The sequence below is a fragment of the Pseudobdellovibrio sp. HCB154 genome (assembly GCF_046267985.1).
Lineage (GTDB): Bacteria > Bdellovibrionota > Bdellovibrionia > Bdellovibrionales > Bdellovibrionaceae > Pseudobdellovibrio.
Map to the genome: position 1 here is coordinate 2,784,341 of NZ_CP176530.1, position 24,706 is coordinate 2,809,046.

The following is a 24,706-nucleotide window of genomic DNA, read 5'->3' on the forward strand; positions in this document are numbered from 1 at the left end:
AATTAGTGCAATTTATAAATCTTTCCGCTATCAGTTGTGAAATACAAAGCGCCGTCAGGGCCTTGCTTTACTTGGCGAAAACGTTCTCTTAAATCTGTGAAGAGCTCTTCTTCTTTAACGACTTTCATATTTTTATCAAACACCACACGATGTACGTGTTCTCCGCTTAATGTAGCCAGAAATAAATTGTCTTTAAATTTTTTCAAACGATCACCAGTATAAAAAGCCATGCCTGAAGGTGAAATCGATGGAACCCATTTCACTAAAGGCTGCTCTAGCCCCGGTTTTGATTTTTCACCAATAGATGGGCCGTAGTATTCACGCCCGTAAGTAATAATCGGCCAACCATAGTTTAAACCTTTTTTAATCACGTTAACTTCATCACCACCACGCGGCCCCATCTCAGCATTGTACAACTGCCCTTGGCCATCAAAACCTAAACCTTGGGTATTACGATGCCCCATTGACCAGATCTCAGCTTTTCCATCTAGAGTTAAGCGCACGATCTTTCCGTGGTGTAAATCTTTAGCTTGCGCTTTATCACGTTTGTTACGTTCGCCAATACTCATAAATAAATAATCACCGTTGTCAGCCACAACACGTGAGCCAAAATGCATATCCGTTTTTTCAACCGCATTAGATCTAAAAATCACAGAACCGTTTTGAAGTTTCGCTTTATCTTTTGAAAGTTCAGCACGAAACAAACTCGTCGTCGCCCCGCCATCTACTTTTTCTGAAAACGTTAAATAAATATTCTTCGTTTTCGGGTGCACCAGAACATCCAACAATCCACCTTGTCCCTCGGCCACTACTGACGGAGCACCCACCACTTCACGAACAGATTTGCTTTTTACATTGCAAATAGAAAGTTTTCCACCGCGCTCGGTAAAGATAATTTCATCAGCTGAAGCAGTAAGAAAGTCTATTCCCCACACTACGTCTTTCACTGTGCACAAAGTTTCCAGCGTCAGCTTCTCACCATCAACAGTGTAATTTTTCGTTTGAGCAAAAAGCATTTGCGACAGTAATAAATTTATTAAAATAAAGGTTTTCATACTCATAAGCTCACTAAAGTTTAGCTCTAAGGTAAAGCTGTGATGCGCAGGTACGGGCCAAATTACCTCCTGTCTAAAAATTTATGACACCTGTCTCAAAATAAAACGCTCAAATCGCTCAGTATTTACTTCAAGCGGCACAGTTTTCGCTTTAGAAGAACCCATGATGAAAACAAAATTATTCGCCTTTATTTTAGCTTCGGTTTCTATCAACGCTTTTGCTTGGCAAGTGGTTCAAAACAACAACCAAAACTGGTTATCATCGATCGAAGCAGCCCCTTCAGTGTATGTTGAAATGAATAAGTACTTTTTAAAAAAAGACTCCTCAAACGATGCCAGAGCTTATGTTCAAAACTTCATTGAAACTATTCACGCCAACATGGCCCAAGAAACTTATGATTTTATGAACCAAAAACTGGGGCAGCCAGGTTGTGTGCCTTCAACACAAGTCAGCTTTCCTGAACAGCTAACTTCAAAGTATAATTTTAATAGCAAACGTGAGTTTGAAAGTAACTTTTTAAAAGTAGAATCTTACACTTGCCTTGGAAAATTAGATTTAGACCGCGTTTTTGAAACTTTAATGTCTGAAGCTTTTCAAAGAAAAGCGATCAATGGTTTAAAAGCCATTCAGTTAAATCAAAACACCAATCAAGCCTGCGTTGAAACAAAAATTTTTGGCTTAGGTACTTCACGCTACTGCTTAACAAAGCATGTGCAAAAAACTCAGAATCAATACGTGATTCAATCTTTTAACGAAACTAACGTGAATAACCCAAGTGCTCCAGTTTATTTTAAAGAAACCATCAATGTGATCACACGCTTAGCTAACGGCGAAATCAGCCTTTACAACTTAATGTACGCGCGCAGTGTGGACTTATCATTTCGTGGTATGGTGAAAAGCAAAGTTGAAGACCAACAAGAAGACGTGCGCACCTATCTTATCGAAGGCGCACAGTAATATCATAGCTATTTGATTTGAAATCCGCGGCGAACCAGTTCCACTAAGAATGGCCATTGGTATTCCGCCGCAAGTGCGCAATGTAATCCCTTAAGATCAGTGAATGTGACTTTTTTAAAAACGCCGGGCTGTTTGTGTTCACGAATAAGCTCACTGTTGACTTTATTCATCACTAAAGGATCATCCGGCGTTAAATAAATATGAATCGGCGTTTCTTCATTCTTATAGATATTCCAAAACGCATTTAATTCATATAACGTTTTACTTTTATCGACGTGATCAATAAATTCTTTCGGCAATTGCAGATCCGGAAATTGTTTGAAGTTCTCTAAGTTAAAAATCGGTTTTCCGCGCTTTAGATTTAATTCACCTAAAGCTTGCGGCATAAAGCGCGGTGTTAAATCAAACAGCGTTAAATACCACGGAATATCTTCTAATTTTTTATCGCGTAAGCGAATCGCCAGAAGTCTGCGGCGATTCCACATATCAGCAAACGCTGGAAACAAACCAGGCTTTGTATGTTCTTTATAAGTCTCTTCAAAGTTCACCAACGGACAAAATAATTCGATCGCTTTTAAATCAGCTTTTTTCTTTTTACCTTTTATCAATGAGTGTTCATCTAAGTAATTCGCGATAAATACACCGGGCCCCGAAAGACTGATTCCCATTAAATAGATATCAGAAATATCTTTCGCCCACTCAAGTTGTTTGTGCGTGATTAAATTTAAAATATAAAATGTGTGCAGACCTTCTTCGATACCACCAATAGTATAATCAGTGTTCACCGTTAAGTTTCCGTGACTGGTTAAACTTTCAATCACTAATAAATGATAACCCAGATCTTGATACGCAATACGTGCTAAAAATCTTTCCGCTAAAAACTCATCGATGTTACCGTGAATTCCCATGCGCACAATAATCAGAGGCTTTTTCTGGGTTTTTCCCTTTTCAGTTTGTAAGCCCAAAAGCCCACGGATCTTTAATCCCGGTTGTGGTTCGAACTGAACTCGTTGAAATTTAGTTTGATCGGTGACGTCAAAATCAACATAGATTTTGCTTAAAAAGCTCTCCCAGTACGAAAGATTGTAATGAGCTTCGCACTGTGCAGGCACAAGTTCTGGTGATGAAAAACTAAGCTTACATTGCTCAGAAACGTCTAAAGACGGTTGCCATCCCTTTGTTGCCATCATGCGAGTGTAAAGCCACTCAGGATAAACTGACAATTTCGGCGAATTATTAATCACTGAATATCCGGCGAATGCTGGACTAACAGCTAAAACTATAGCCAAAACAGTTAGACGCACGAGAGTCAGATATAGAGTTTTAGCTCGACAGTTCATAGTTGTTTTTCTACAATACTTTCATTTTAAAGTCTACAAAGACAAATGTTACAGGAGAGAAGCTCATGCCAGCTCAAGATAATTTAAACCCGCACGCAAACGCTCACTTACAAGGTCCATTATTTCAAAATGCCCTTACAACAATTAACGAGGCCGCAAAATTAATTAACTGCGATCCAAATATTTTAGAGCGTTTACAACAACCTCGCCGTTGCGTAACTGTTTCTGTTCCGGTTCGTATGGATGACGGTTCAGTAAAATGTTTCACTGGTTACCGCGTTCAGTACAACTCTACACTTGGCCCCTATAAAGGCGGTATCCGTTACCACCAAAACGTAGATCTTGCCGAAGTTGTTGGTCTTGCAGCTTTAATGACTTTCAAAAACTCTGTATTAGGTATTCCTCTTGGCGGTGCTAAAGGTGGTATCTGTGTTGATCCAACAAAATTATCTCGCACAGAAAAACAAAACTTAACTCGTCGTTATACTTCTGAAATCGCGCCATTCGTTGGCCCGACTAAAGATATTCCAGCTCCAGATGTTGGAACTGATCCACAAACTATGGCTTGGTTCATGGACACTTACTCTCAAGAACAAGGTGGCTATGCACAACCTGGCGTTGTAACTGGTAAACCTGTTGAGATCGGTGGATCTTTAGGCCGTAACCATGCAACTGGTTTAGGTGTGATCTACACTTGTGAACGTGCAATGGAATTAAAAGGCAAATCTATGCAAGGTGCTAAAATCGTTATCCAAGGTTTTGGTAACGTAGGTTCTTTCGCTGCTAAATTTGCTGCTGAACGTGGTTCACGTATCATCGCTGTTTCTGACGTATCTGGCGGTTACTTCAACGGTGACGGTTTAAACGTTCCTGAGATGATGGCTTACGTAAAAGAAAATAAATCTTTAAAAGGTTACACAAAAGCTCAACCGATTTCTAATGCAGAATTATTAGAGCTTGAGTGCGACGCTTTATTACCATGTGCTTTAGAAGGTCAAATCGACGTTCACAACGCAGAAAAAATCAAAGCTAAAATGATCGTAGAAGGCGCTAACGGACCTGTGTCTGCAGCAGCTACAAAAATTTTAGATAAACGTGGCGTTTACATCGTGCCAGACGTTATCGCTAACGGCGGTGGTGTTATCGTTTCTTACTTTGAATGGGTACAAGATATCATGTCATTCTTCTGGGATGAGCACGATGTTGATGCGAAACTTAAAGGCGTAATCCTTAAAGCTTTCGACAACGTTCACAAATTTAAAGAAGAGAAAAATGTTGATATGCGTTCAGCGGCTTTAGCAGTTTCGATTCAACGTTTAGAAAAAGCGATGTTACTTCGCGGTTTATACCCTCGCTAAGTCACATGAGCTTACGCAAACCTTGGCTTTTTCTACCGTCAAAGTTAGCGCATGATCTAAGCCCTTACGGCTTAGAATTATATTCACTTCTAAAGGGTTCTGATACCACTCCGGTATGGAACCCTTTTTCTTTTAAAAATCTGATTTTCAAAAATAGACTTGGTATCGCTGGTGGCGTTGATAAAAACGCTGACCATCTTGAAGCTTGGCGCCGTGTAGGCTGCGGCTTTATTGAAGTCGGCACTGTCACACCGCAACCACAAAGCCCTAATCCTGGCGTGATTATGAATCGCGATGTTCAGGCTCAAGCCGTGTGGAATAAGATGGGCTTTCCGTCTGAGGGCGCGAAAGAAGTTTATTACAATATCAAAAAATTTAAATCACACGCTTCAACTCCGGTATTTGTAAATATCGGCAAAAACCGTGTGACTGAAAATGCGGATGCTCACAAAGACTATTCAGAATTGATTTCTCACTTTTCAGATATCGCTGATACCTTTGTGGTTAATATCTCAAGCCCGAATACAAAAGGCTTACGCGATTTAGCATCGCGCGAAAACTTCACTGCTTTCATCGCCCCTATTCGTAAACACTATGATGATTTAAAGCTCACTCAGCCTTTATTTTTAAAATTAAGCCCTGATTTAGACCAAGAGGGCCAAGAGAATGTTCTTAAAGGCTCGATGGATCACGGTTTTGATGGTTTTATTCTGACGAATACAACTTTAGATCGTACCCATACGCCCCATTTTCCGACTGAGGGTGGCGTTTCGGGCAAACCGCTTAAAGAAAAATCAATTCAAGCTTTAAACAGTGCTAAAAACATTATTCTTAAACAAAATGAGAAAAAATGTCTGATTTCTGTCGGAGGAGTGATGACAGCAGACGATGTTTTTGAAAGAATAAGCCTCGGGGCAGACTTAGTTCAGGTTTATTCAACCTTAGTCTTTGAAGGCCCTGGTTTTTTTAGAAAGGTTTCAAAGCTTGCCACACTCCGCCAACAGGACTCCGCAAAATAAGTCAGACGTTAAATCTGACAATTCAGCTGCATCAAACGGCAAGAAACACACACGCTCTAAAAAGAACTGGATTCCTGTCGTTGCAGGTATTCTTAAAAAAGGAAATACCATTCTTGTTGGCCAACGCCCTGAGACTCATACACTAGGTGGCCTTTGGGAATTTCCTGGCGGCAAAATCGAAATGGGCGAATCACCAGAGTACGCATTACAGCGCGAACTGCGCGAAGAACTTGGTATCGAAGCCGAAATCGGTGATTTAAAAATTGCCTGCACGCACTCTTACGGCGATGTGGGAATCTTAATTTTATTCTATGAAGTTTTATTCTGGAAAGGTGAACCTAAAGCTCAGCATCACACGGGCTTAGAGTGGGTTGAACCTTCAACATTACCTACACGTAATATTCCAGAAGCGAACCGTAAAAACTTACCTCGAATTTATAAGGCGTTTAACTTATGAAAATCTTGATCGTTTGTCCTAAAGTAAACGATCAAGTGCAGTTTCTAGCCAGCGAGCTAGAAAAAATGAGTCTTCATATCGAGATCACTGAAAATGTTCACCCGATTCGTCTGTTATTAAACAAGTATGATCTGATTCACTTTATTCATAACGATGACAAAATTAATTTAAAAACCGTGTTATCTGCCTGGTCAGCTAAAGCTTTAGGTACAGCGACAATGCTGACAACTTACAGCCGCTTAGAGCCAGGTTTACTGCAGGAATTTGAATTTAACTTTTTTGATTCGATCACGCTTCCCTATATTTCTGAGTTAAAGAAAATGCGCTTTTACCGCGGACCGAAATTGATTTTACCGTCGTTTCCGCCAAGTGGTTTAATCGCGAAAAAAGAATTTTCGTTTGAACAAAAGCAGTTTATTTTTCCAGTAGTTAAAAGTTTTGATGATTTATTAAAAATTAATCTTCAAGCCTTAACGGTTTTAAATGAGCAAGATGGATTATTCGTTGATGCTCATATGCTGCGTTCAAAAAAAGAAGCAGGGCAAAGTTCAGCTTTACGCAAAGCTTGGACAGCATTTGTAAAAAAACACCCGCAATTTAAAAACTTTAAATTATTCACTGAACCTACAACGTTAAACGAAGTCTTAGATGAGAATTCATCATACACGTTTATTCACCATTTAGATTTAACCAGCGAGCAAGTTGCTTTCTGGATGGGAACCGCTTTAACGTACAATAATTTTTTAGTTCTTCACGAAGACCAGGGCTCGGGCCTTTCGAACTTCTGGAAAACAGAAAAGAATTGTTATATTTATTCTCCACGCTTACCAGCAAGCACCCAGTTGCATACAATTAATAGCTTTTTAGAAAACGCCCAGGGTCCAGCTAAACTGCACTTCGATTTTAGAAGCGCTCTTGATGTTAAACTTAACGAGCTAGCTAGACTTTACACTAAAATCGTTTCGCAAAGAGCTTCCTTAATGCAGCCTGATTCCGCTAAGCTATAAGTATGTCGACACCGAAAGAAAAACTAAGAATCTGCCTCGTCGGACAAAAAATCCAGGTGCAATCGCGCTCTTCGGATACAGGTCTTTTATGGCCCTTAGCACGTGGTCTTTCTAAAAAAGGTCACGAGGTAACAATTCTTTCTTCGACAACACCACTTAAAAAATCAGAAATCTATCGCGATGGTGTACGCGCGTTTTACTTATTTGAAGGCCAATCCCATTACAAAACACAGCGTTTTGTCGATGCTGTTCATAAGAAGTTTATTTCACTTCATATGGAAAAACCTTTCGATATCGTTCACTGTTTAGATGACGGTGGATACAAAATCGGTCGCCATAAAAAGAATTTTGAAACCTGTGTGGCTTACGACGTGCAAGCCACAACAATGGCTGATCTGTTTTCTACTTTAGCTGAAAACGATGGAACTCTTCAGTCACAGTTTAAAACTTCGATTAAATTAGGTTACCGCTTTTTACATAACTACTTCGCTAAAGATAGAACTTTACTTGATACCGCTGATGGTATTTTTGCGACAACTCCACAACAGCGTACAATCTTAGAGAGATATTTTTTATATCCTGACTATCACACTTACACTGTTCCCTACGGAATTAACTTAGGGGACTTAGCCCCGCGTGAAGAGTCTGCGAATTTTAAATTAAAAATGCAGATTCCTGAAGATTCACAAATTATTTTAGCTGTTTCTGATTTTTCAAATGCCTCTGAACTTCGTCCGCTCCTTAAAGCGTTTGAAAAAATCATTATGAAAAATTCAAACATCTATCTTTTCTTAGTGGGCGATGGCCCACGCTGGAAAGATGTTGAATACGACATGCTTAAGCTTGTACTTGGAAGTCGCGTGATCATGACAGGCTCGATGACCGCCGAAGACCTGTTAGACAGTATTGCGGCTTCAAGTATTTACGTGGATTTAAGTTCAAGATCTACAGGCTTAGAACCAAGCTTGATCGAAGCCATGGCCCAAAAGAAAATCGTGATCGGTTCAGAACTTTCACCGATTGCTGAAATTATCGAAGATGGCCTTGATGGTTATCTGGTTCGCCCTGCCGATGACCTAAATATTGCTCAATTATTAGAAAAAATATTGCACTCACAAGATGCATTTGCGCTTATTGGAGAGGCAGCCCGTGACAAAGTTCTTAAGTTTTTCAACCGTGAAAAGATGATTGAGGCTTTATTGGCTGCTTATTACGAAATTATCGCAAAATCCCCGTATTTTAAGCACCGCAAAAAGATAACTGGCCCCCTTCAAAGTCTGTTTGCAAAAGAGAAATAACACGACATAATAGATCAGTATTTTCGATAACTTAGAGGCTATATGACTAAAGCTGACCTGATCAATCTTGTTTCCGATAAAGCCGGCATCACTCGCGTAAAAGCAGAGGCCGTGGTGAATACTATTTTTGATACTATGGTAGAAGCTTTAATGAAAGACGACCGTATCGAAATCCGTGGTTTTGGTTCATTTGTAAATCGTGAATACGATTCATACAAAGGCAGAAATCCAAGAACCGGAGAAGTCATTTCAGTTGATGAAAAGAAATTACCATTCTTCAAAGTCGGCAAAGAACTAAAAGAGTCGTTAAATAAATAGTTTCATTCATGAAAATCAAAACGAAAAAAAGCGAGGAAAAATCCTCGCTTTTTAGTTTAATCATTCCCGATTAAAATTTTAAATAACGATTAACCAATCAGCTTAAGCGCCATCATTGGGTTCTGATTAGCTTGAGATAATACAGAAGTAGTACCTTGTAGTAACACTTGGTTACGAGCTAATTCAGAAGTTGTCGCCGCGATATCAGCATCACGTAAACGTGAATTTGCTGCACTCATCGACTCAACCATTGTACCGATAACGTCAGTTGTTGAAGTTAAACGATTTTGTAAAGCACCTAAGTTAGCGCGTGAACCGTTTACTTGTAACTGAGCTGAATCTAATGCCGATAAACCTTCACGAGCACCATCTTTGTTAGAGAAATCTAAAGAAGCGATACCTAATGCATCAGTTGTTACATTCGTTTGACCTGCATCGTAACCGATCCAGTCAGTTGAAGGATTCGCAGATGTACCAACATGGATATCGTAAACGCCACCAGTTCCGTTTAATAACTTACGAGAACCGAAAGATGTAGATTCAGCCACACGTTGAACCTCAGCTTTAAGAGCATCTACTTCTGACTGGATAAATCCACGCTCAGAATCACCGATTGTATCAGAAGAAGCTTGGATACCTAACTCACGAACGCGAGTTAAGATATTAGATACTTCACCCATTGCTTGCTCAGCTGTTTGAATCATCGAGATACCATCATTAGCATTACGAGATGCTTGACCGTATGAACGAATTGTTGATTTTAAATTTTCAGAGATCGCTAAACCGGCAGCGTCATCACCAGATTTAGTGATACGTGAACCAGTTGATAATTGAGCCATTGATTTTTGCATTTCACGAGTGTTACTACCCATTACTCTTTGTGCATTGATCGCTGCTACGTTTGTCGAAATTCTTAAACCCATGATAACCCTTTTTCTGAACTACTCTGTAGTTCTTGTACGTGTTGGTGACCCTGCACTCACTTCAGCTGGTTCATCATCAAATACCTAGGGACAGTCACTTCACCAAGGATTCTCCGAACAACAACTTTCATAAGTCTCGCGTCGTTTGCTTGGTTATCCTTTCGGCTAGTCTAGGAATCACTTTAGTCTAGTCGAGCAAAACTAGACCATGGTCTATGTTGAACTAGACCTTCGTATTGAAATTAGGACCTTCAACCTGTGTTTTTCAACACTTTAGTCTAGGCCCATTAAACTTGTTTGGATTTTAACTACTTAAGGTTTTGGCCCCACTGAGCCATCGTTGGAATGATCCAACTATCAAGATAATGATGCACCACGATTGATTTTGAATGACGTGCGCAAAGATCAGTTGAAGTATCAAATTCATTACCATTAAAAACTTCTGAATTTACAGAGACAACAACAAGCTCACCGTTATCATCCATCAAACCTGCACCACCAGAATCACCGCTGCATAGACCAGTTCCTGATTGTTGATCAATGAATAAAGCTTTGCTGTTAAACATGATATTCGGTTCATTGTTGGCATCAGTGCGTTTAATCACAGTTTTTCTAAGTAACATCGGATCTTTTTCAAAAGTTCCTGTTACGCCGTAGCCGTACAAGAATACATCTGAAGTTAATTGTTCTGGATGCGTTGAAATTTTAAAAACCGGAAAACGAGCTGGCGCTTTACGTGATAAATGCACCAAAGCTAAATCAATGTTTTCATCAAAAACACTTAGTTTTGAAATATCGCTTTGGTATTCAGGGTGATAAACCATTTTATCTACGGCAATCGCATGTTGGCTGCGCGTGTAGCCACTGTCACAAGTCACGTCCGTGTAAAATACCGCCTGCATTTTTACGGCTTCATTCACACAATGTGCTGCTGTTAATAATGTTTGATCGGCAATTAAAGTTGATGAACAAAGATGTTGTCCACCTTTAGCGTCTTCCCAGATTAATAACACTGAACGATTAGAATCTGCTTCGTAAGCTTTAACCGCTTTACCGCCAACAATACCGCTTCTGTGTCCTGGATTACATTCTTGAGAAAAATAATCGAAATCCGACTCAGTAGCATGCGCTGGTTTCTTTTTTTCAGCGCATGCACTGATCATGACCACCATAATAAGCAAACTAAAAGTTCCCCAACCCTTTTGCTTAATAGATGTTTTCATAACAAGTCCCCTTAGTAGTGCACTGGTTTCTTTCAACCAGCCCCCATGACAGTCTTAACCGTCTTTTAATAACTTTTGTGAGACTATTTTTAGCGACAATTTCAGTCACTTTCCACCGGAAAGTGATCAAGATGAATAATCAACAAGACTGTCAATTCTGTTGACGTTTTTAAGAGCCATGTAAAGGCGTTCCACGCCTAAAGCAATACCTGCGCTCGGGGGCATTCCGTACTCTAAAGACCGGAAAAATTCTTCATCAAGAGTGACAGAATTTTTCCCTAAAAGTTTCTTTTTTTCTAAGTCTTCAAGTGCGCGTGCTCTTTGCACTGTTGGATTATTAAGTTCATGAAACGCATTCGCGAGTTCTAACCCTTTCCAGTACGCTTCAAAACGTTCTGCCCAGCCATCTTTATCTATACGGGCTAAAGCGGCTTGGTAAGGAGGGTATTTTTCGACAAAAACTAAACGGTCTTGTGGCCATTTGTTTTCGATCTTTTCCATAAAGATTAAATAGAAGTAATCATCAATAGTTGTCGCGCTTTGCACGTCGACATTTAAGGTTTGTGCTAAAGCTTTTAACTCTTCAGCAGTCGTTGTGGGTTTTAAATCAAAGTTACAGTAAGTTTTAAATAAATCTGGAATCGAATAAGTTAAAACTTCTTTCGGACGCTCGACACGTAACTTATCAGCTAAGTATTCAACTAGTTCGATCATATCGTGCTTGATATTAGCTAAATAAGACATCGAACGATACCACTCAAGCATTAAAAATTCGTGATTATGGCGTTCTGTTTTTTCGTTATTACGAAACACGGGAGCGATTTCAAAGATACGTTCAGCGCCCAGGCTTAATAATTTTTTAAGATGCAGCTCTGGCGATGTCGGTAAATAGTATTTTTTAGTTTTTGAGCCTAAAACAAATTCTGTTTCAAAAACATCTAAACTTGGCTCTGTTCCCGGACATTCTACAAGCGTTGGCGTTTTAACTTCTAAGAAACGTTTTTCTTTAAAAAAATCGCGGATAAAGTTTTGATATTCAAAAAAGTTTTTCTTACGTAACCAAGGATCATCTTCGGCTTTATAAAACCCAGGGCGGTTTGTGTGATTGGGCGCCAAAAGCACGAACTGGGCCGATGGCATAAGAGCAATTAAATCGCCGTCAGCTAAAACATCGGCTCCGGTAAACTGAGGAGCATCTTTAGCTTTGTAAGTAGTGACGTTGTTTACACCCACACGCAGCTGATGCACTCGGCCATACTGAAGAAACCCACGCGGGCAATCTGGGTATGCCGTCCAGTGTTGCTGAAGATATTCATCTCTTGTTTTGCTCATTGATAAAAGATGACTTATAAAGTGAGTCTATGCAAACACTATCTCTATCACAAGAATTACCAAAACGCTTTGGATCTTTATTCGAACAACAGTTTAATCATTACAAAAACAAAGCTGACTTCGTCGCTTTTAAAATGATTTCTGAAACAACCCGCGACTTTACTGTTCGTAACGGCAAACCAGACATGATGCACACATTCCACGATATCGGAGTGTTAATTGAAATCATGAAAGATGGCCATATCGGTTACGGTGCTACTTGTGAATTAACTCCAGATGGAATTGCAAAAGCTTTCGCTGCGGCTGAAAAAATGACGGGCGTAAGTTCTAAATATCCAGTGGCAAAATTCGATATGTCAGTTCGCCCTAAATCTATTGGCCAATTTAAATCACAACGTCAAACTGGTCTTGATCAGTTATCGGCAGCACAAATTTATGATTTCTTAAAAAAGACGTCGTTAAAATTAAAAGTGAACGATAAAATCATCACCGCTTCTGCTGAAGCCATGGTGATTGAATGTCGTCAAAAGTATATGTCGTCTCAAGGCGCTAACTTTGAACAGGATTTTAATATTATCGTAAGTGCTTTCTCGGCTACCTCTCAAGACGGTAACGAAACACAAACACGTTCACTGCATGGTGGCCGTGGTATCTGTTTACAAATCGGTTCTGAGTTTTTTGATTTAGATAGAACCTTAGCTGAGTGTGAACAAACTTCAGCTGAAGCTTTAGAACTATTAACAGCCCCTAACTGCCCGACTGAAACTTGTGATGTGATTTTAGCTCCGGATCAAATGTTATTACAAATCCATGAATCAATCGGCCACCCGCTTGAGTTAGACCGCATCTTAGGTGACGAAAGAAACTTCGCCGGCTGGAGCTTTGTTCAGCCGCAAGATTTCGGCTCATTAGAGTACGGAAGTAAAATCATGAACGTGGTATTTGACCCAACAGCTTCAAATGAAATGGCCAGCTATGCATTTGATGAAGTAGGAAATCCAGCCGAGAGAAAATATTTAATTAAAGATGGTATCTTACAAGCAGGTCTTGGTTCTTTAGAAAGCCAATACAGAAGCCAAATTTCGGGTGTTGCTAATTCTCGTTCAAGCTCGTGGAATCGCGCCCCGATTGACCGTATGGCGAATATCAACCTTGAAGGTGGCTCACATTCACTAGAACAAATGATTTCTGAAGTTGAAAACGGTGTGATCATGTACGCTAACCGTTCTTGGTCAATTGATGATTACCGCCGTAAATTCCAATTCGGCTGTGAGATCGCCAAACAAGTTAAAAACGGTAAAGTTGTCGGAACATTAAAAAATCCTAACTACCGTGGTATCACTGTTCCTTTCTGGAAAAGTTTAAAAGCTTTAACAGCAAACAACACGGTTGAAACTTATGGATCACCGTATTGCGGTAAAGGCGAGCCAAGCCAAGTTATCCGCGTAGGCCACTCATCGCCTTACGCTTTATTTAACAACATTGAAATCTTTGGTGGTTAATTTATGAAGACTTATATCAAAAAATTCTCTGAAGAATTATTTTCAGGCTTAAAATCTGGCGAACAGTTAGGTTTATTCTTACATTCTGAAGATTCAACGTTCTTACGCTTTTCACAAAGTAAAGTTCGCCAGAACACATCTGTGCACCAGCACGAAGTGACTTTGCAGTTTAACAAAGATCAACGTTCGTTAAAAATGCGTTTTAACTTAACGATGAATCTTGAACACGATCTACAAAGTGCTAAGCACTTACTTGATGATGCCCGTGTGCAGCTTATGCAAATGGACCCGCATCCGCAATTTATCGCGCTTAAAAACAATGGCACATCTGAAACTTTCAAAAAAGTAGACCGCCCGGCTGACTCTGAAGTTCCAGGTTTAATTTATGAAACCTACAAAGACACTGACCTTGCAGGGTTCTGGTGCTCAGGCCCGTTAAGACAAGCTTCGATTAACTCTGAAGGGCAGTTTCATTTCTTTGAAACAGATTATTTCTTCTTAGATTATTCATTATACAACGGACCAAAAGCCGCTAAAGGGTATTATTCAGCTGAAAAATTCTCGCTACCTGAATTTCAAGCGCAAGCCTTAGCGACAAAAAACAAATTAAATCTTTTAAACCGCCCGATGCAAACGATCCCCCGTGGAAAACACGACGTGTATCTTGAGCCGATGGCTATGGCTGAAATCTTAGGAACAATGAGCTACGGCTCATTAAGCCAAGGTAATTTTAATAAAGGCTATGCCCCATTAAAAAAATTAAAAGATAAAGAATTAAAATTATCTCCGAAATTTTCAATCACTGAAAATTTTGATTTAGGTTTATCACCGCTCTTTAATTCAGTGGGTGAATTAAGCCCGAACAAAATTAACTTGATTGAAAACGGCGAACTAAAATCGTTATTAACAAGTACCGCGACAGCGAAAGAGTACAATATTGAAACGAACTTTGCTGACGTTTCAGAAGCTCCGCGTAGTTTGGATGTTAGAGCCGGTACTCTAGCCGAGAAAGACGCATTGTCAAAGTTAGGTCAAGGACTCTACTTATCTAACCTTCACTACATCAACTACTCAGACGTGCAAACTGCGCGTATGACAGGGATGACCCGCTTTGCTTGTTTTTACGTAGAGAAAGGCGAAATCGTCGGTCCTATTCAAGACTTACGCTTTGACGAGTCGATTTATAATATCTTTGGCGACAACTTGGTCGAACTGACAAAAGAGTCTTCAGTTTTTGTAAGTACGATGACTTACTTAAAACGTGAACTTGGCGCATTCAAGACACCGGGTGCCTTGATTAAGAATTTTAATTTTACTCTGTAAATGCTTTTGTATTTAAGTTAGAATGGGTTTATACACGACAATAAGTAATTAGGAGAAAACTATGGCTCTTACTAATATTCAAAAGATCGTTCAAAAACTTTCTGAACAAAAAAACGTAAAAAAAGTGATCGCTGACGTTCAATCAGTGACTCACGATTTACAAACAAAAATTCAAAAGCTGTCAGCAGACCAAGCAGTTAAGAAATACAAAGACTTAGCTAAAAAAGTTGTCGCTGCAGAAAATGAATTACAAAAAGAAGTTCATAAAGTTGTTACGCAAGTTAAAAAGTCTGCGACTGATGTTGAGAAGAATTTAGCTTCTTACAAAAAGAAAGCTGAAGCTCAACGCGCTAAGATCGAAAAAGCGATCAAAGCTAAAGCGGCTGAATACGGCGTAAAAACGGCTAAGAAATCTTCTAAAGCAAAAACGAAAGCAAAACCTGCGGTTCGTAAAGCTAGAAAAAAAGCTGTTAGAAAATAATTTTAAAGATTGAGATAGCCAAAGCTAACTAAAATGCAAAAGCTACCCCTAGCGAAGGCATTAGATAGCTTTGGTTAAAGGCTGACTTGGTTGTCAGACTTCCCGATGTACGCGAAGAAAAACTTTCGCTGATATAATATAATCCCACATTAATTCTTGTTTTTTGAGATACATTAAATGACGCCACAAACTTGGCGGCCATTGTAGTCCCATTCCACGATTCTTTACCCGCTGCCTCACTCACATCAAGTTTTGCATACGGCGAATAAGCGCCTGTCACGATAAAGCTCGTGAAGCTTTTTTTTAAGAATTGGTACGAAACACCTAAATAAGGATTTACCGAAGTCATTTTCGTGTACGTTGAATCATCATAGTTTTCAACGCTGTTGATAGCCAGATAGCCAAGAGCTAAAGATAGCGGGAATTCTTTTTTAAATCCCACATTCAGATAACCATCATAAAAAGTTCGACCAAGGCTTGAAAGCTGCGTCGAAGAACGGTTCTCTTGAAGAGTACCGAAATCAAGGCCAACTTTGACCTGTGACTTAGCCGTTGCAGTGAACATCACTCCACAAAGCAAAATTAAAATTTTAACCGACATTAATTGCCGATAAACATTTTTGAAATGCATTTTGTATCGCTTCCGTATTCAAAAAATGGAGTTGTACCTGAGCGCACTAAAATTTTTGTCGCATCAACACCGATTTGCGTCGGGTCGTAAGTAAATTTTTCGATGGCGTAATTCACCACTGTTGTGGCCGTCGTTGTCGCCGTTGCGATATACACAGAACTTGTCGCCGCGTCGTAAACCATTTCAGAAACGCCGTAGAGTAAGTACGAATAGGTTCCTGGGTATAAGCTCGCATCGTAAATTTTTGTAGCCCCTGAAATAGCATTTGTACTTTCATCGATCGAATACATATAGATACTATTCAAGTCTGTCGTTACCGCATTACCTGCATAAGCTACAAATAACTTAGCATTCGTAGAATCATAGAACGCTGCCGTTGGAAACGCATTCGCATTAGGCGCTGCCTGGGCTGCAGAACAAGTTGTTCCGCCAGTTGTTGCAAAAATTCCGAAACGGTTTTGCGCTGCTGCCGCGTGCAAGAACACAAATTTTCCGTTTGATAAAGTTAATACTTTTGGAATTAATGTTGTCGAAGTGTTACATGGAGCTGCCGTCGCATTGATGTAAGGAGCCCCCAAACGCACATTGCCCGAAGTTAAGTATTCAACACCTGTCGACTTGCTTACCGCAAAATCACCATTAGATAATTTCAATAAATGTCTAAGCTGGGCACTTAAAGCTGTCGTATTATTAGAAAAAATTGAACGAGCCCCATTTGATCTTTTTTCAATTTTTTCAATTCGGCGTAAACTAGTTGTCGTTGTATTTTCGATCAACGCATAAAGATAGTTAGAATCCCCATCAACAATACTCGCCGGCGAATCCCCTGTATTTGATGGGCTTGAAAAGTAATCAGCGATGGTCGAGTCCACAGCGCCAGTCTCTAAACTGAGGCGGTAAATTAAATTAGAAGATGTTGTGTTCGAGAAAGTCGTATTATTGCCCGAATAGCACACACCGGATGCGACATAAAGATAGCGTGAATCCGAAGTCGATGACGACTCTTCAGGCTCTTTTGCACAACCATTGGTTAAAAGAACGCATAAGCCCACAACAATTTTAAATAATTTATTAGCACCCATGATTTCATTGTCGGACGAGTGACACGAATTTGAAATGGACAATAGACCGGAAAGCCTCATATTTAGAAAAATAACATAAACAATTGATGCTTATTTATGTTGCATTCTGGTCTTAAGTACAACTGCGCAAAGACCCCGTCATTTTTGCCTTTTCTAGACCTTCGTGCTAGCGTAAGCGCCGAACAATGACATGGGGGCTTTCATGGATTTAAACACGTCACTTTCTTCCCTTAACACGAACTCGGAATTTACAGGCCGCCATATTGGCCCTACTCCTGCCGAACAACAAGAGATGCTTCAGACACTTGGTTTTTCAAACTTTGAAGAACTAATGACTAAAGTTGTTCCGAAAACAATTTTTTCAAACGCCAAATTAGATGTGGGCGATGGAATTTCTGAATTTGAAATTTTAGCGCAACTTAAAAAAACGGTTTCTGAAAATAAAGTTTTCAGAAGTTTAATCGGTATCGGCTTTCACGATACAATTACACCGTCTCCGATTTTGCGTAACGTTTTTGAAAATCCAGTGTGGTACACAGCGTACACGCCTTACCAACCTGAAATTTCTCAAGGTCGTTTAGAAAGTTTATTAAATTTCCAAACAATGATCACTGACCTTACAGGTATGGAAATTTCAAATGCTTCATTACTTGATGAAGGAACAGCCGCTGCTGAAGCCTTAGTGATGGCGCATTCATTATGTAAGAAAAAAGACTGCAACGCTTTCGTGGTTCACCCACAAGCTCACCCGCATGTGCTTGAAGTTTTAAAAACTCGTTCTGAGCCTTTAGGTTTAGAAATGATTATCGCTGATCCTACAACTTACGATTTCAAAAAGGAAATCTTTGCAGCGATTTTCCAATACCCGACAACTGAAGGTACTGTTGAAGATTACAAAGCGATTGCAGCTAAGCTTCACGACCATGGTGCTCTTGTCGTGGCTTCAGTTGATTTATTAGCGTTAACATTACTTACTCCTCCAGGCGAATGGGGAGCTGACATCGTTGTGGGTAACTCTCAACGTTTCGGCGTACCATTAGGATTTGGTGGCCCTCACGCCGCTTTCTTAGCTACGAAAGATGCTTACAAACGTTCTTTCCCAGGCCGTTTAGTGGGTGTATCTGTAGATTCACATGGTAAAAAAGCATTACGTTTAACATTACAAACGCGCGAACAACATATTCGCCGTGAAAAAGCGACTTCAAATATTTGTACAGCGCAAGTGTTACTAGCAAACATGGCTGCGATGTACGGTGTTTACCACGGTCCAAACGGCTTAAAGAAAATTGCGTTACGCACTCACCGCTTAACTCAATTAGCAGTAGCTGGCTTAGAAAAACTTGGCTTCAAAACGACAACAACCCAATTCTTTGACACTGTAAAAATCAAAACTGACAAAACAGCTTCGATTGTTGCAGCCGCTGAAAAATTAGAAATCAATTTACGCGTTTACAACGATGGCGTTGGTTTTTCGATCAACGAAACTTGTAACCACCAGTTAATCGAAGATTTATTAACAGCGTTCAACGGCGGCCAAGCTTTATCATTCAAGCTAGCTGACCTTGAAGCTGGTTTAAAAAATCAATGGAACAAAGAGTTTGTAAGAACTTCTGATTTCATGACTCACACAACATTTAACCGTTACCACTCTGAAACAGAGTTAATGAGATACATCTACCAATTACAAAATAAAGATGTGACTTTAACTCACTCAATGATTCCACTTGGATCTTGCACGATGAAGTTAAATGCAGCCACAGAACTTATTCCGGTTTCATGGCCTGAAATTAACAAAATCCATCCGTTTGCTCCAAGCAACCAAACACAAGGTTACCAAAAATTAATTAAAGATCTTGAAGCAAAACTTTGCGCAATCACAGGTTTTGCCGCTGTCTCATTACAACCAAACTCTGGCGCTCAAGGTGAATACGCGGGTCTTTTAGTTATTCGTGAATACTTTAAAGCTAGAAATGAATCACACAGAAATGTGTGCTTAATTCCTTCTTCAGCACACGGAACAAATCCGGCGTCTGCAGCTTTAGCTGGCTTTCAAGTTGTAGTAACGGCTTGTGATGAAAACGGTAACGTTGATTTAGCAGATCTAAAAGCTAAAGCGGAACTTCACAAAGATAAATTAGCTGCGATGATGGTTACTTACCCATCAACACACGGTATCTTTGAAGAAGCGATCACTGATATCTGTGAAGTTATTCACAAATACGGCGGTCAAGTTTACATGGACGGCGCGAATTTAAACGCGTTAGTGGGCGTGGCTCAACCTGGTAAATTCGGACCGGATGTTTCTCACATGAACTTACATAAAACATTTGCGATTCCTCACGGTGGTGGCGGTCCTGGTGTTGGCCCAATCGGCGTAGGTGCTCATTTAGCTCCATACTTACCGAAGCATTCTTTAGTTAAAGAAGCGGGTCCTTCAACTGGCGTAAGCTCTACAACAAGCGCACCTTGGGGTTCAGCTTCGATTTTACCAATCAGCTGGAGCTACATCACAATGATGGGTGCCGCAGGTCTTAAACAAGCCACAATGACTTCGATTTTATCAGCGAACTACATCGCAAAAAAATTAGCACCGCACTACCCGATCGTTTACAAAGGTAAAGAAGGCTTAGTCGCACATGAATGTATTATTGATATTCGCCCGTTAAAAAAATCTCATGAGATTGACGTGAACGATATCGCTAAACGTTTAATGGATTTCGGCTTCCACGCACCGACAATGTCTTGGCCGGTCATTGGAACATTAATGATCGAGCCCACAGAATCAGAATCAAAACGCGAGTTAGATCGTTTCTGTGAAGCGATGATTCAAATCCGTAAAGAAGCCGATGCTTGCCCTGATGTGATCAGAAATGCTCCGCACACGGCTGAAGCGTTATTAGCGACAGAGTGGAATCATAAATACACGCGCGAAGTGGCGGCTTATCCGGCTTCATGGGTGAAAACAAACAAATACTGGCCACCAGTTGGACGTGTCGACAATGCCTACGGTGATAAAAACATCGTGTGCTCTTGCCCTCCGTTAGATTCTTACCAGTAGTTTGATATCGTGAAAAAAATCGTTCTGATCCGCTTAGATAAAATTGGCGACTTGATCTGTACCTTACCGACAGATCAAGTTTTGGATCAGAGCGCGTATGATGTGACCTGGGTTGTGCAAAAAGGCATGGGTAACATCGTAAACTTCGGTGAGAAAAAACGCCGTTTTATCGAACTGGATAAATCTAAGCCTGAAGAATCTCGTCAAATCTTTGCTGATTTCCTTAAACAAAACGATTTTGATTACGCTGTTAGTTTTCAATGCCCGTGGTGGATTAACTACGAGCTTTTTAAAGCGCGTATTCGCCACCGCATTGGTGTTCTAAGCCAGTGGCACAGCTTTCTATTCTTAAATGAAGGTGTGCGCCAGAAGCGTTCACGCGCGATTAAGCATGAGTTTGAATACAATTTAGAATTGGTTGAAAAAATCACGGGGCCGCTTACACAAAACCCGAAAGAAATTTATTTTAAATTTAAAAAACCACAATCAACAGCGACGTTAGAAAAATTTGGATTATCACCAAATTACATCGTGGTTCATCCGGGCATGATGGGTTCAGCCCTAAACTGGCCCCAACAAAAATACATCGAATACATTGATAAACAAATTAAATTAAATCGTCTCATTGTGATCACCGGAACCGATGCTGACGAACCTTATCTTGATCAAATAAAAAAAGTTTACTTAAACCATCCGCAGGTTAAATGGCTGCAAAGTAAATTAAATTTCAGCGAACTTTTAGAAATTTTAAATTATTCTGAAAAAATAATTGCGCCCTCGACTGGGGTCGCGCACATCGCTGCTAGTTTAGATAAAGAAGTGCACGCTATTTTTTCGCATATCCGCGTTCATCACCCAATACGTTGGAGTCCACGCGGAAAAAACATACATATTTATTTACCAAAAGTAGCTAATCCCGAGACGTGCGATCACGCTGATTGCATGACTAAGATCGAGCTTCCTTAATACAAAAGTCCTGTAAAATTCATCTACATTTCCAAGACAATTCAGTCTTGTTTCTAACCTATATTTTAAATTTCTCCGTCTAATTTTTCTACAAATTAAACGTCTCTATAGTTACGGCAAAACCGCACCGATAGAGCCTTTGCGAAAAAAAGGACATCAACATGAACTACATTTATAAATCCATTTTGCTTTCTTCTCTTGTACTAACGACGGGCTGTATGAAGGGCAAGTCGAGTGTGGAAGAGTCAAGCCAAAAGGCGGCTGAAGCCATTGGTTGTGATAGCTTCAAAAGTAAAGTCTACGATTCTATGTATGACTACTTAGATAATGAACAAGAAGCCCCGCAATTATCAGATTTCTCGACTTCATTAGCTGAAAAAATTGATCAGATTGCATTAGCACAAAAAATTGATAACCCAGAAGCTGTTGAAAAATTAAAGCAGAATATTTCTGATCTTTATAAAGTGCTTATCGAGAAATCGGCTGAATTAAAACAAACAAAAACAGCCAAAGAACATTTACAAACAATTATCGAAATGGAAATGGAAGACGTTTCCACTCCAGAAAACGTTCAGTTAAATAACGTCGGGGCAAAAGCTTTTGCGAAAGTAGACCAAGCCGTTAAAGCGTTAGATGTACAATGCGGTGCAGGTTCTCCGACAACGGGTGAAACTGAAGAGCCGGGCGATCCAGTGGTTGTTGACCCGGGCACAAGCTCTCCGGGTACATCCGATCCAGGCACCATCACTGACGCTCCAGCAGCTGTCGGTCAAAAAAGTGTTTTAGTCGGTTCACACAACGTATTAGCTACAGCTTACCAAAGTTGCGCAGTTTTAGAGATTCCAGAAGTTTCAGCGGCGACAGCTGATGTACAAGGTATTGAACGTTACGCGACTCACTCTGATGGTATCGGTGGTGTACGACGTGTATCTAGTTTAAGTTCGGTGCAAAATACACATCCTTATATTAAGGTTGCTGGTGGAGCGCAGGCTGGATGCTTCAACGTAAGAAACAATCCGCTAATCTACGATTACGGCGGACAAGCTGCGATTTCAAATAACATCTTAGATTTTACTAAAAATGCGGGTTCTGGAAGTTCAGCTTTAGGTATCGACTGTTCAGCTTACGTATCAGCTTCGATTGCCGCTGGTGGTTTACGTTATAAACCAGGTGTTGAAAATAAAGCGGTTTACACGCGTCAGAATTCTTCTAAGTTTATCAACGCAGCTAATTCTGGCTTCACATGTTTTAGCAATGCAACGATGCAACCTACAAGATCAATCCAACCGGGTGATATCGTAGGCGTTAGCGGTCACGTAGTATTAGTTGATAAAATCGGTGAAGATCCGTTTGGTTTAAAACGTCTTAAATCAGCCACAGACTGTAACTCGATGTCGACAACGTACTTTGATTTTATCGTAAGTCAAAGTTCACCATCTAAAAATGGTATTGGTCTTAACCGTTACGTTGCTAAAGATTACTTACGTGAGTCTTCTAAAATGACGACGGCGTTCTTAGGTATCGCAAAAGCGGCCTGCCAAGCTTACTTTGGCAGCAAAAACGTAGCCACACCAAGCTCAACATACGGAATTTTACGTCACAAAGGTACAGCGGAATGTTTATCGCCAAAAATCCAAATGGCATATCAAAGTTGCGTTAGTACGTGCATGAAGTAATATAAAGGAATGTCAGATAAACATTCTAAAATTTTCGATCTAATTTCTCAGCCAGAGTTAAAGACCTTAACTCTGGCTGATTTCATTAAGACCCTGTCTGACTACTTTGTAAATAATCCTGATGATCTTACTCCGTGGGATAAAGAGTACTGCCAAAAAGCTTACCGCTATTATTACCTACCGTTAAATTACATTCGTAACGAGAATGTTGTTCAACGTGGCTTACAGGTGGAGTTTTTTAATGGTATTGAATCTACGGTTGATTGGGGCACAGGCCCAGGCACAGCAAGTCTTGCGTTATCACAAACACTTCCGCAAAACTTAAAAAAGCAGATTCTTATTGATCAATCGCCGGTCGCTTTAAAAAACTTTACCGATTTAAAACAGTATTTAAAAAATCCTGAATATTCGAATGAGTTAAAATTAAAAGGTTTAGATGTTGATTATAAAAAATCATTATTAGTTTTTTCGTACAGCTTAACTGAGATGAAAAAACTTCCTGACGGTTTTTTTGATTTTGATTCGATTATGATTTTAGAACCTTCAACACAAGATGATGGCCGTAAGCTTTCTGAGCTTCGTCAGCAGTTGATTGATCGTGGTTATTACATCTGGGCACCGTGCACCCATCAACAAGCGTGTCCGTTACTGACACAATCAAAAACTGATTGGTGCCACGACCGTTTTCACGTCACAGCTCCAAAATGGTTTTGGGAGACTGAACAACATTTACCTTTCAAAAATAGAACCATTACAACAAGTTATTTATTAGCTAAAAAAACTCCACCACCCGCTTTTATCAAAGATAAAGCGCGCACCGTAGGTGATTCATTAGAAGAAAAAGGTAAAACTCGTCAGTTGGTTTGCAGATCACCTGAACGTGAATTCTTAGCTTGGATGCATAAAGAAAAAAATCAGCAAACAATTCCGCGCGGAGAATTAATCACAATTCCTGCTGATGCTGAGAAAAAGTCGAACGAGCTTAGAATTAAAACTAAACTCGAAGGTTACGGTTAACTACGCAGCTTTTTTAATAAAAACTTCGTATCTTAAGTTCGCAGCTCGCAATTGATCATCCAAAGCTACCTTAACATAAAGCAATTCTGAATCTTTTAACAGTTTAGCAAACTTGGCAGCTCTTTCAAGGCTAACTAATTTACGTCCTTTTTCAATATCGCATAAATTAGCTTTTGATATTTTTAGTTTTTTAGCAAAATCGACCTGCGAAATTTCTTCGCGCGTGCGGAATGAACGCAATAGCATAGCCATTGTAAAAGGGCCCAGTCTTTTTTCGAGATCTTCAATCCCATACCATTTTTTAGTACTCATGCTTGTTCACCTCTATAACTTGAATAACTTTAAATTCACCATTTTCGGTTTCTATGTAAATTATCCGATATGCTCTATTAAGCCTTACAGATCTTTGTCCTTGCCTAGCTCCCGCAAGAGGCTCGTCATGAAGGCCAGGACGCTTTCTCACTTGAGCTATACCCATTAATGCAACTGCATTAATCCAGTCATAAAATTTTTCCGTTATATTAACTGGCAACCTGTCCAACTGTTTTTCAACCCGCTTCGACCATATTACACGTTCACCAGAGTACTCCAAGTTGGAGTACTCTTCAAGAAGCTTATTTTTACGACTATTTTTTGCCATAACAGTCGTTATGCAAAGCTCTATGCTGATTTATAACCAATA

At 39.9% G+C, this 24,706-nt stretch carries 23 protein-coding genes; 14 read left to right on the forward strand and 9 right to left on the reverse strand.

What is annotated here, in order from left to right:
* Nucleotides 1-2: 2 nt before the first annotated feature.
* Nucleotides 3-1,055: a PQQ-dependent sugar dehydrogenase gene (locus ACKWCF_RS13420; protein ID WP_409478107.1), complete on the reverse strand. Its 1,053-nt coding sequence runs from the start codon at nucleotides 1,053-1,055 to the stop codon at nucleotides 3-5.
* A 163-nt stretch (nucleotides 1,056-1,218) separates the two neighbouring features.
* On the opposite strand from ACKWCF_RS13420, the gene ACKWCF_RS13425 reads away from it, so the two are divergent.
* Nucleotides 1,219-2,013: a hypothetical protein gene (locus tag ACKWCF_RS13425; RefSeq protein WP_409478108.1), complete on the forward strand. Its 795-nt coding sequence runs from the start codon at nucleotides 1,219-1,221 to the stop codon at nucleotides 2,011-2,013.
* Between the two features lie 8 nt (nucleotides 2,014-2,021).
* Here the strand turns inward: ACKWCF_RS13425 and ACKWCF_RS13430 are convergent, their stop codons facing one another.
* On the reverse strand, nucleotides 2,022-3,317 hold the full coding sequence (locus ACKWCF_RS13430; protein WP_409478109.1) for a hypothetical protein: 1,296 nt from the start codon (nucleotides 3,315-3,317) through the stop codon (nucleotides 2,022-2,024).
* A 101-nt stretch (nucleotides 3,318-3,418) separates the two neighbouring features.
* Here ACKWCF_RS13430 and ACKWCF_RS13435 point away from each other — a divergent pair, with 101 nt between their 5' ends.
* The 6 genes from ACKWCF_RS13435 to ACKWCF_RS13460 are packed head-to-tail and all read left to right on the forward strand — an operon-like array spanning nucleotide 3,419 to nucleotide 8,810.
* On the forward strand, nucleotides 3,419-4,711 hold the full coding sequence (locus ACKWCF_RS13435) for a Glu/Leu/Phe/Val family dehydrogenase (protein ID WP_409478110.1): 1,293 nt from the start codon (nucleotides 3,419-3,421) through the stop codon (nucleotides 4,709-4,711).
* 5 nt (nucleotides 4,712-4,716) lie between these two features.
* Nucleotides 4,717-5,730, forward strand: a complete 1,014-nt coding sequence (locus ACKWCF_RS13440) for a quinone-dependent dihydroorotate dehydrogenase (protein WP_409478111.1) — start codon at nucleotides 4,717-4,719, stop codon at nucleotides 5,728-5,730.
* On the forward strand, nucleotides 5,696-6,187 hold the full coding sequence (locus ACKWCF_RS13445; protein WP_409478112.1) for a (deoxy)nucleoside triphosphate pyrophosphohydrolase: 492 nt from the start codon (nucleotides 5,696-5,698) through the stop codon (nucleotides 6,185-6,187). The genes ACKWCF_RS13440 and ACKWCF_RS13445 overlap by 35 nt, the downstream gene beginning before the upstream one ends.
* Complete coding sequence (locus tag ACKWCF_RS13450; RefSeq protein ID WP_409478113.1) at nucleotides 6,184-7,194, forward strand: hypothetical protein; 1,011 nt, start codon at nucleotides 6,184-6,186, stop codon at nucleotides 7,192-7,194. The genes ACKWCF_RS13445 and ACKWCF_RS13450 overlap by 4 nt, the downstream gene beginning before the upstream one ends.
* A gap of 2 nt (nucleotides 7,195-7,196) precedes the next feature.
* On the forward strand, nucleotides 7,197-8,492 hold the full coding sequence (locus ACKWCF_RS13455) for a glycosyltransferase family 4 protein (RefSeq protein WP_409478114.1): 1,296 nt from the start codon (nucleotides 7,197-7,199) through the stop codon (nucleotides 8,490-8,492).
* A 42-nt stretch (nucleotides 8,493-8,534) separates the two neighbouring features.
* A complete protein-coding gene (locus tag ACKWCF_RS13460; protein ID WP_409478115.1) occupies nucleotides 8,535-8,810 on the forward strand; it encodes an HU family DNA-binding protein in 276 nt (91 codons plus the stop codon).
* A gap of 89 nt (nucleotides 8,811-8,899) precedes the next feature.
* On the opposite strand, the gene ACKWCF_RS13465 is transcribed toward ACKWCF_RS13460, so the two are convergent.
* From ACKWCF_RS13465 to epmA, 3 genes are all read right to left on the reverse strand, one after another.
* Nucleotides 8,900-9,733, reverse strand: coding sequence for a flagellin (locus ACKWCF_RS13465; protein WP_409478116.1), 834 nt, complete (start codon nucleotides 9,731-9,733; stop codon nucleotides 8,900-8,902).
* Between the two features lie 308 nt (nucleotides 9,734-10,041).
* The gene (locus ACKWCF_RS13470; RefSeq protein ID WP_409478117.1) at nucleotides 10,042-10,956 is read right to left on the reverse strand and encodes a S1 family peptidase; all 915 of its coding nucleotides are present in this window, start codon (nucleotides 10,954-10,956) and stop codon (nucleotides 10,042-10,044) included.
* 126 nt (nucleotides 10,957-11,082) lie between these two features.
* Nucleotides 11,083-12,288 (reverse strand): EF-P lysine aminoacylase EpmA, encoded by a 1,206-nt coding sequence (gene epmA, locus ACKWCF_RS13475; RefSeq protein WP_409478118.1) that lies wholly within the window; start codon nucleotides 12,286-12,288, stop codon nucleotides 11,083-11,085.
* A 29-nt stretch (nucleotides 12,289-12,317) separates the two neighbouring features.
* Between epmA and ACKWCF_RS13480 the strand changes: the two genes are divergently transcribed.
* The 3 genes from ACKWCF_RS13480 to ACKWCF_RS13490 all read left to right on the forward strand — a co-directional run bounded on the left by ACKWCF_RS13480 (nucleotide 12,318) and on the right by ACKWCF_RS13490 (nucleotide 15,594).
* Nucleotides 12,318-13,790 carry a TldD/PmbA family protein gene (locus tag ACKWCF_RS13480; RefSeq protein WP_409478119.1) on the forward strand — a complete coding sequence of 491 codons (1,473 nt, stop codon included), beginning with the start codon at nucleotides 12,318-12,320 and terminating at the stop codon, nucleotides 13,788-13,790.
* A 3-nt stretch (nucleotides 13,791-13,793) separates the two neighbouring features.
* Nucleotides 13,794-15,113 (forward strand): metallopeptidase TldD-related protein, encoded by a 1,320-nt coding sequence (locus ACKWCF_RS13485; RefSeq protein ID WP_409478120.1) that lies wholly within the window; start codon nucleotides 13,794-13,796, stop codon nucleotides 15,111-15,113.
* A gap of 61 nt (nucleotides 15,114-15,174) precedes the next feature.
* Complete coding sequence (locus ACKWCF_RS13490; protein ID WP_409478121.1) at nucleotides 15,175-15,594, forward strand: hypothetical protein; 420 nt, start codon at nucleotides 15,175-15,177, stop codon at nucleotides 15,592-15,594.
* 28 nt (nucleotides 15,595-15,622) lie between these two features.
* Here ACKWCF_RS13490 and ACKWCF_RS13495 read toward each other — a convergent pair whose 3' ends face one another.
* Entirely contained in the window at nucleotides 15,623-16,195 is a 573-nt protein-coding gene (locus ACKWCF_RS13495; RefSeq protein WP_409478122.1) for a hypothetical protein, read from the reverse strand.
* On the reverse strand, nucleotides 16,195-17,307 hold the full coding sequence (locus ACKWCF_RS13500) for a hypothetical protein (RefSeq protein WP_409478123.1): 1,113 nt from the start codon (nucleotides 17,305-17,307) through the stop codon (nucleotides 16,195-16,197). Before ACKWCF_RS13500 ends, ACKWCF_RS13495 begins: the two co-directional genes overlap by 1 nt.
* Before the next feature lie 202 nt (nucleotides 17,308-17,509).
* Here ACKWCF_RS13500 and gcvP point away from each other — a divergent pair, with 202 nt between their 5' ends.
* The 4 genes from gcvP (at nucleotide 17,510) to ACKWCF_RS13520 (ending at nucleotide 24,024) form a co-directional block, all read left to right on the forward strand.
* The gene (gene gcvP / locus ACKWCF_RS13505) at nucleotides 17,510-20,365 is read left to right on the forward strand and encodes an aminomethyl-transferring glycine dehydrogenase (protein ID WP_409478124.1); all 2,856 of its coding nucleotides are present in this window, start codon (nucleotides 17,510-17,512) and stop codon (nucleotides 20,363-20,365) included.
* 9 nt (nucleotides 20,366-20,374) lie between these two features.
* Nucleotides 20,375-21,331, forward strand: coding sequence for a glycosyltransferase family 9 protein (locus ACKWCF_RS13510; protein ID WP_409478125.1), 957 nt, complete (start codon nucleotides 20,375-20,377; stop codon nucleotides 21,329-21,331).
* A gap of 236 nt (nucleotides 21,332-21,567) precedes the next feature.
* Nucleotides 21,568-23,007 (forward strand): hypothetical protein, encoded by a 1,440-nt coding sequence (locus ACKWCF_RS13515; RefSeq protein WP_409478126.1) that lies wholly within the window; start codon nucleotides 21,568-21,570, stop codon nucleotides 23,005-23,007.
* Nucleotides 23,008-23,016: 9 nt separating this feature from the next.
* Nucleotides 23,017-24,024, forward strand: coding sequence for a small ribosomal subunit Rsm22 family protein (locus ACKWCF_RS13520; protein WP_409478127.1), 1,008 nt, complete (start codon nucleotides 23,017-23,019; stop codon nucleotides 24,022-24,024).
* Here the strand turns inward: ACKWCF_RS13520 and ACKWCF_RS13525 are convergent, their stop codons facing one another.
* Nucleotides 24,025-24,336: a helix-turn-helix transcriptional regulator gene (locus ACKWCF_RS13525; RefSeq protein WP_409478128.1), complete on the reverse strand. Its 312-nt coding sequence runs from the start codon at nucleotides 24,334-24,336 to the stop codon at nucleotides 24,025-24,027.
* Entirely contained in the window at nucleotides 24,326-24,664 is a 339-nt protein-coding gene (locus tag ACKWCF_RS13530; RefSeq protein ID WP_409478129.1) for a type II toxin-antitoxin system RelE family toxin, read from the reverse strand. Before ACKWCF_RS13530 ends, ACKWCF_RS13525 begins: the two co-directional genes overlap by 11 nt.
* Nucleotides 24,665-24,706: the final 42 nt, after the last annotated feature.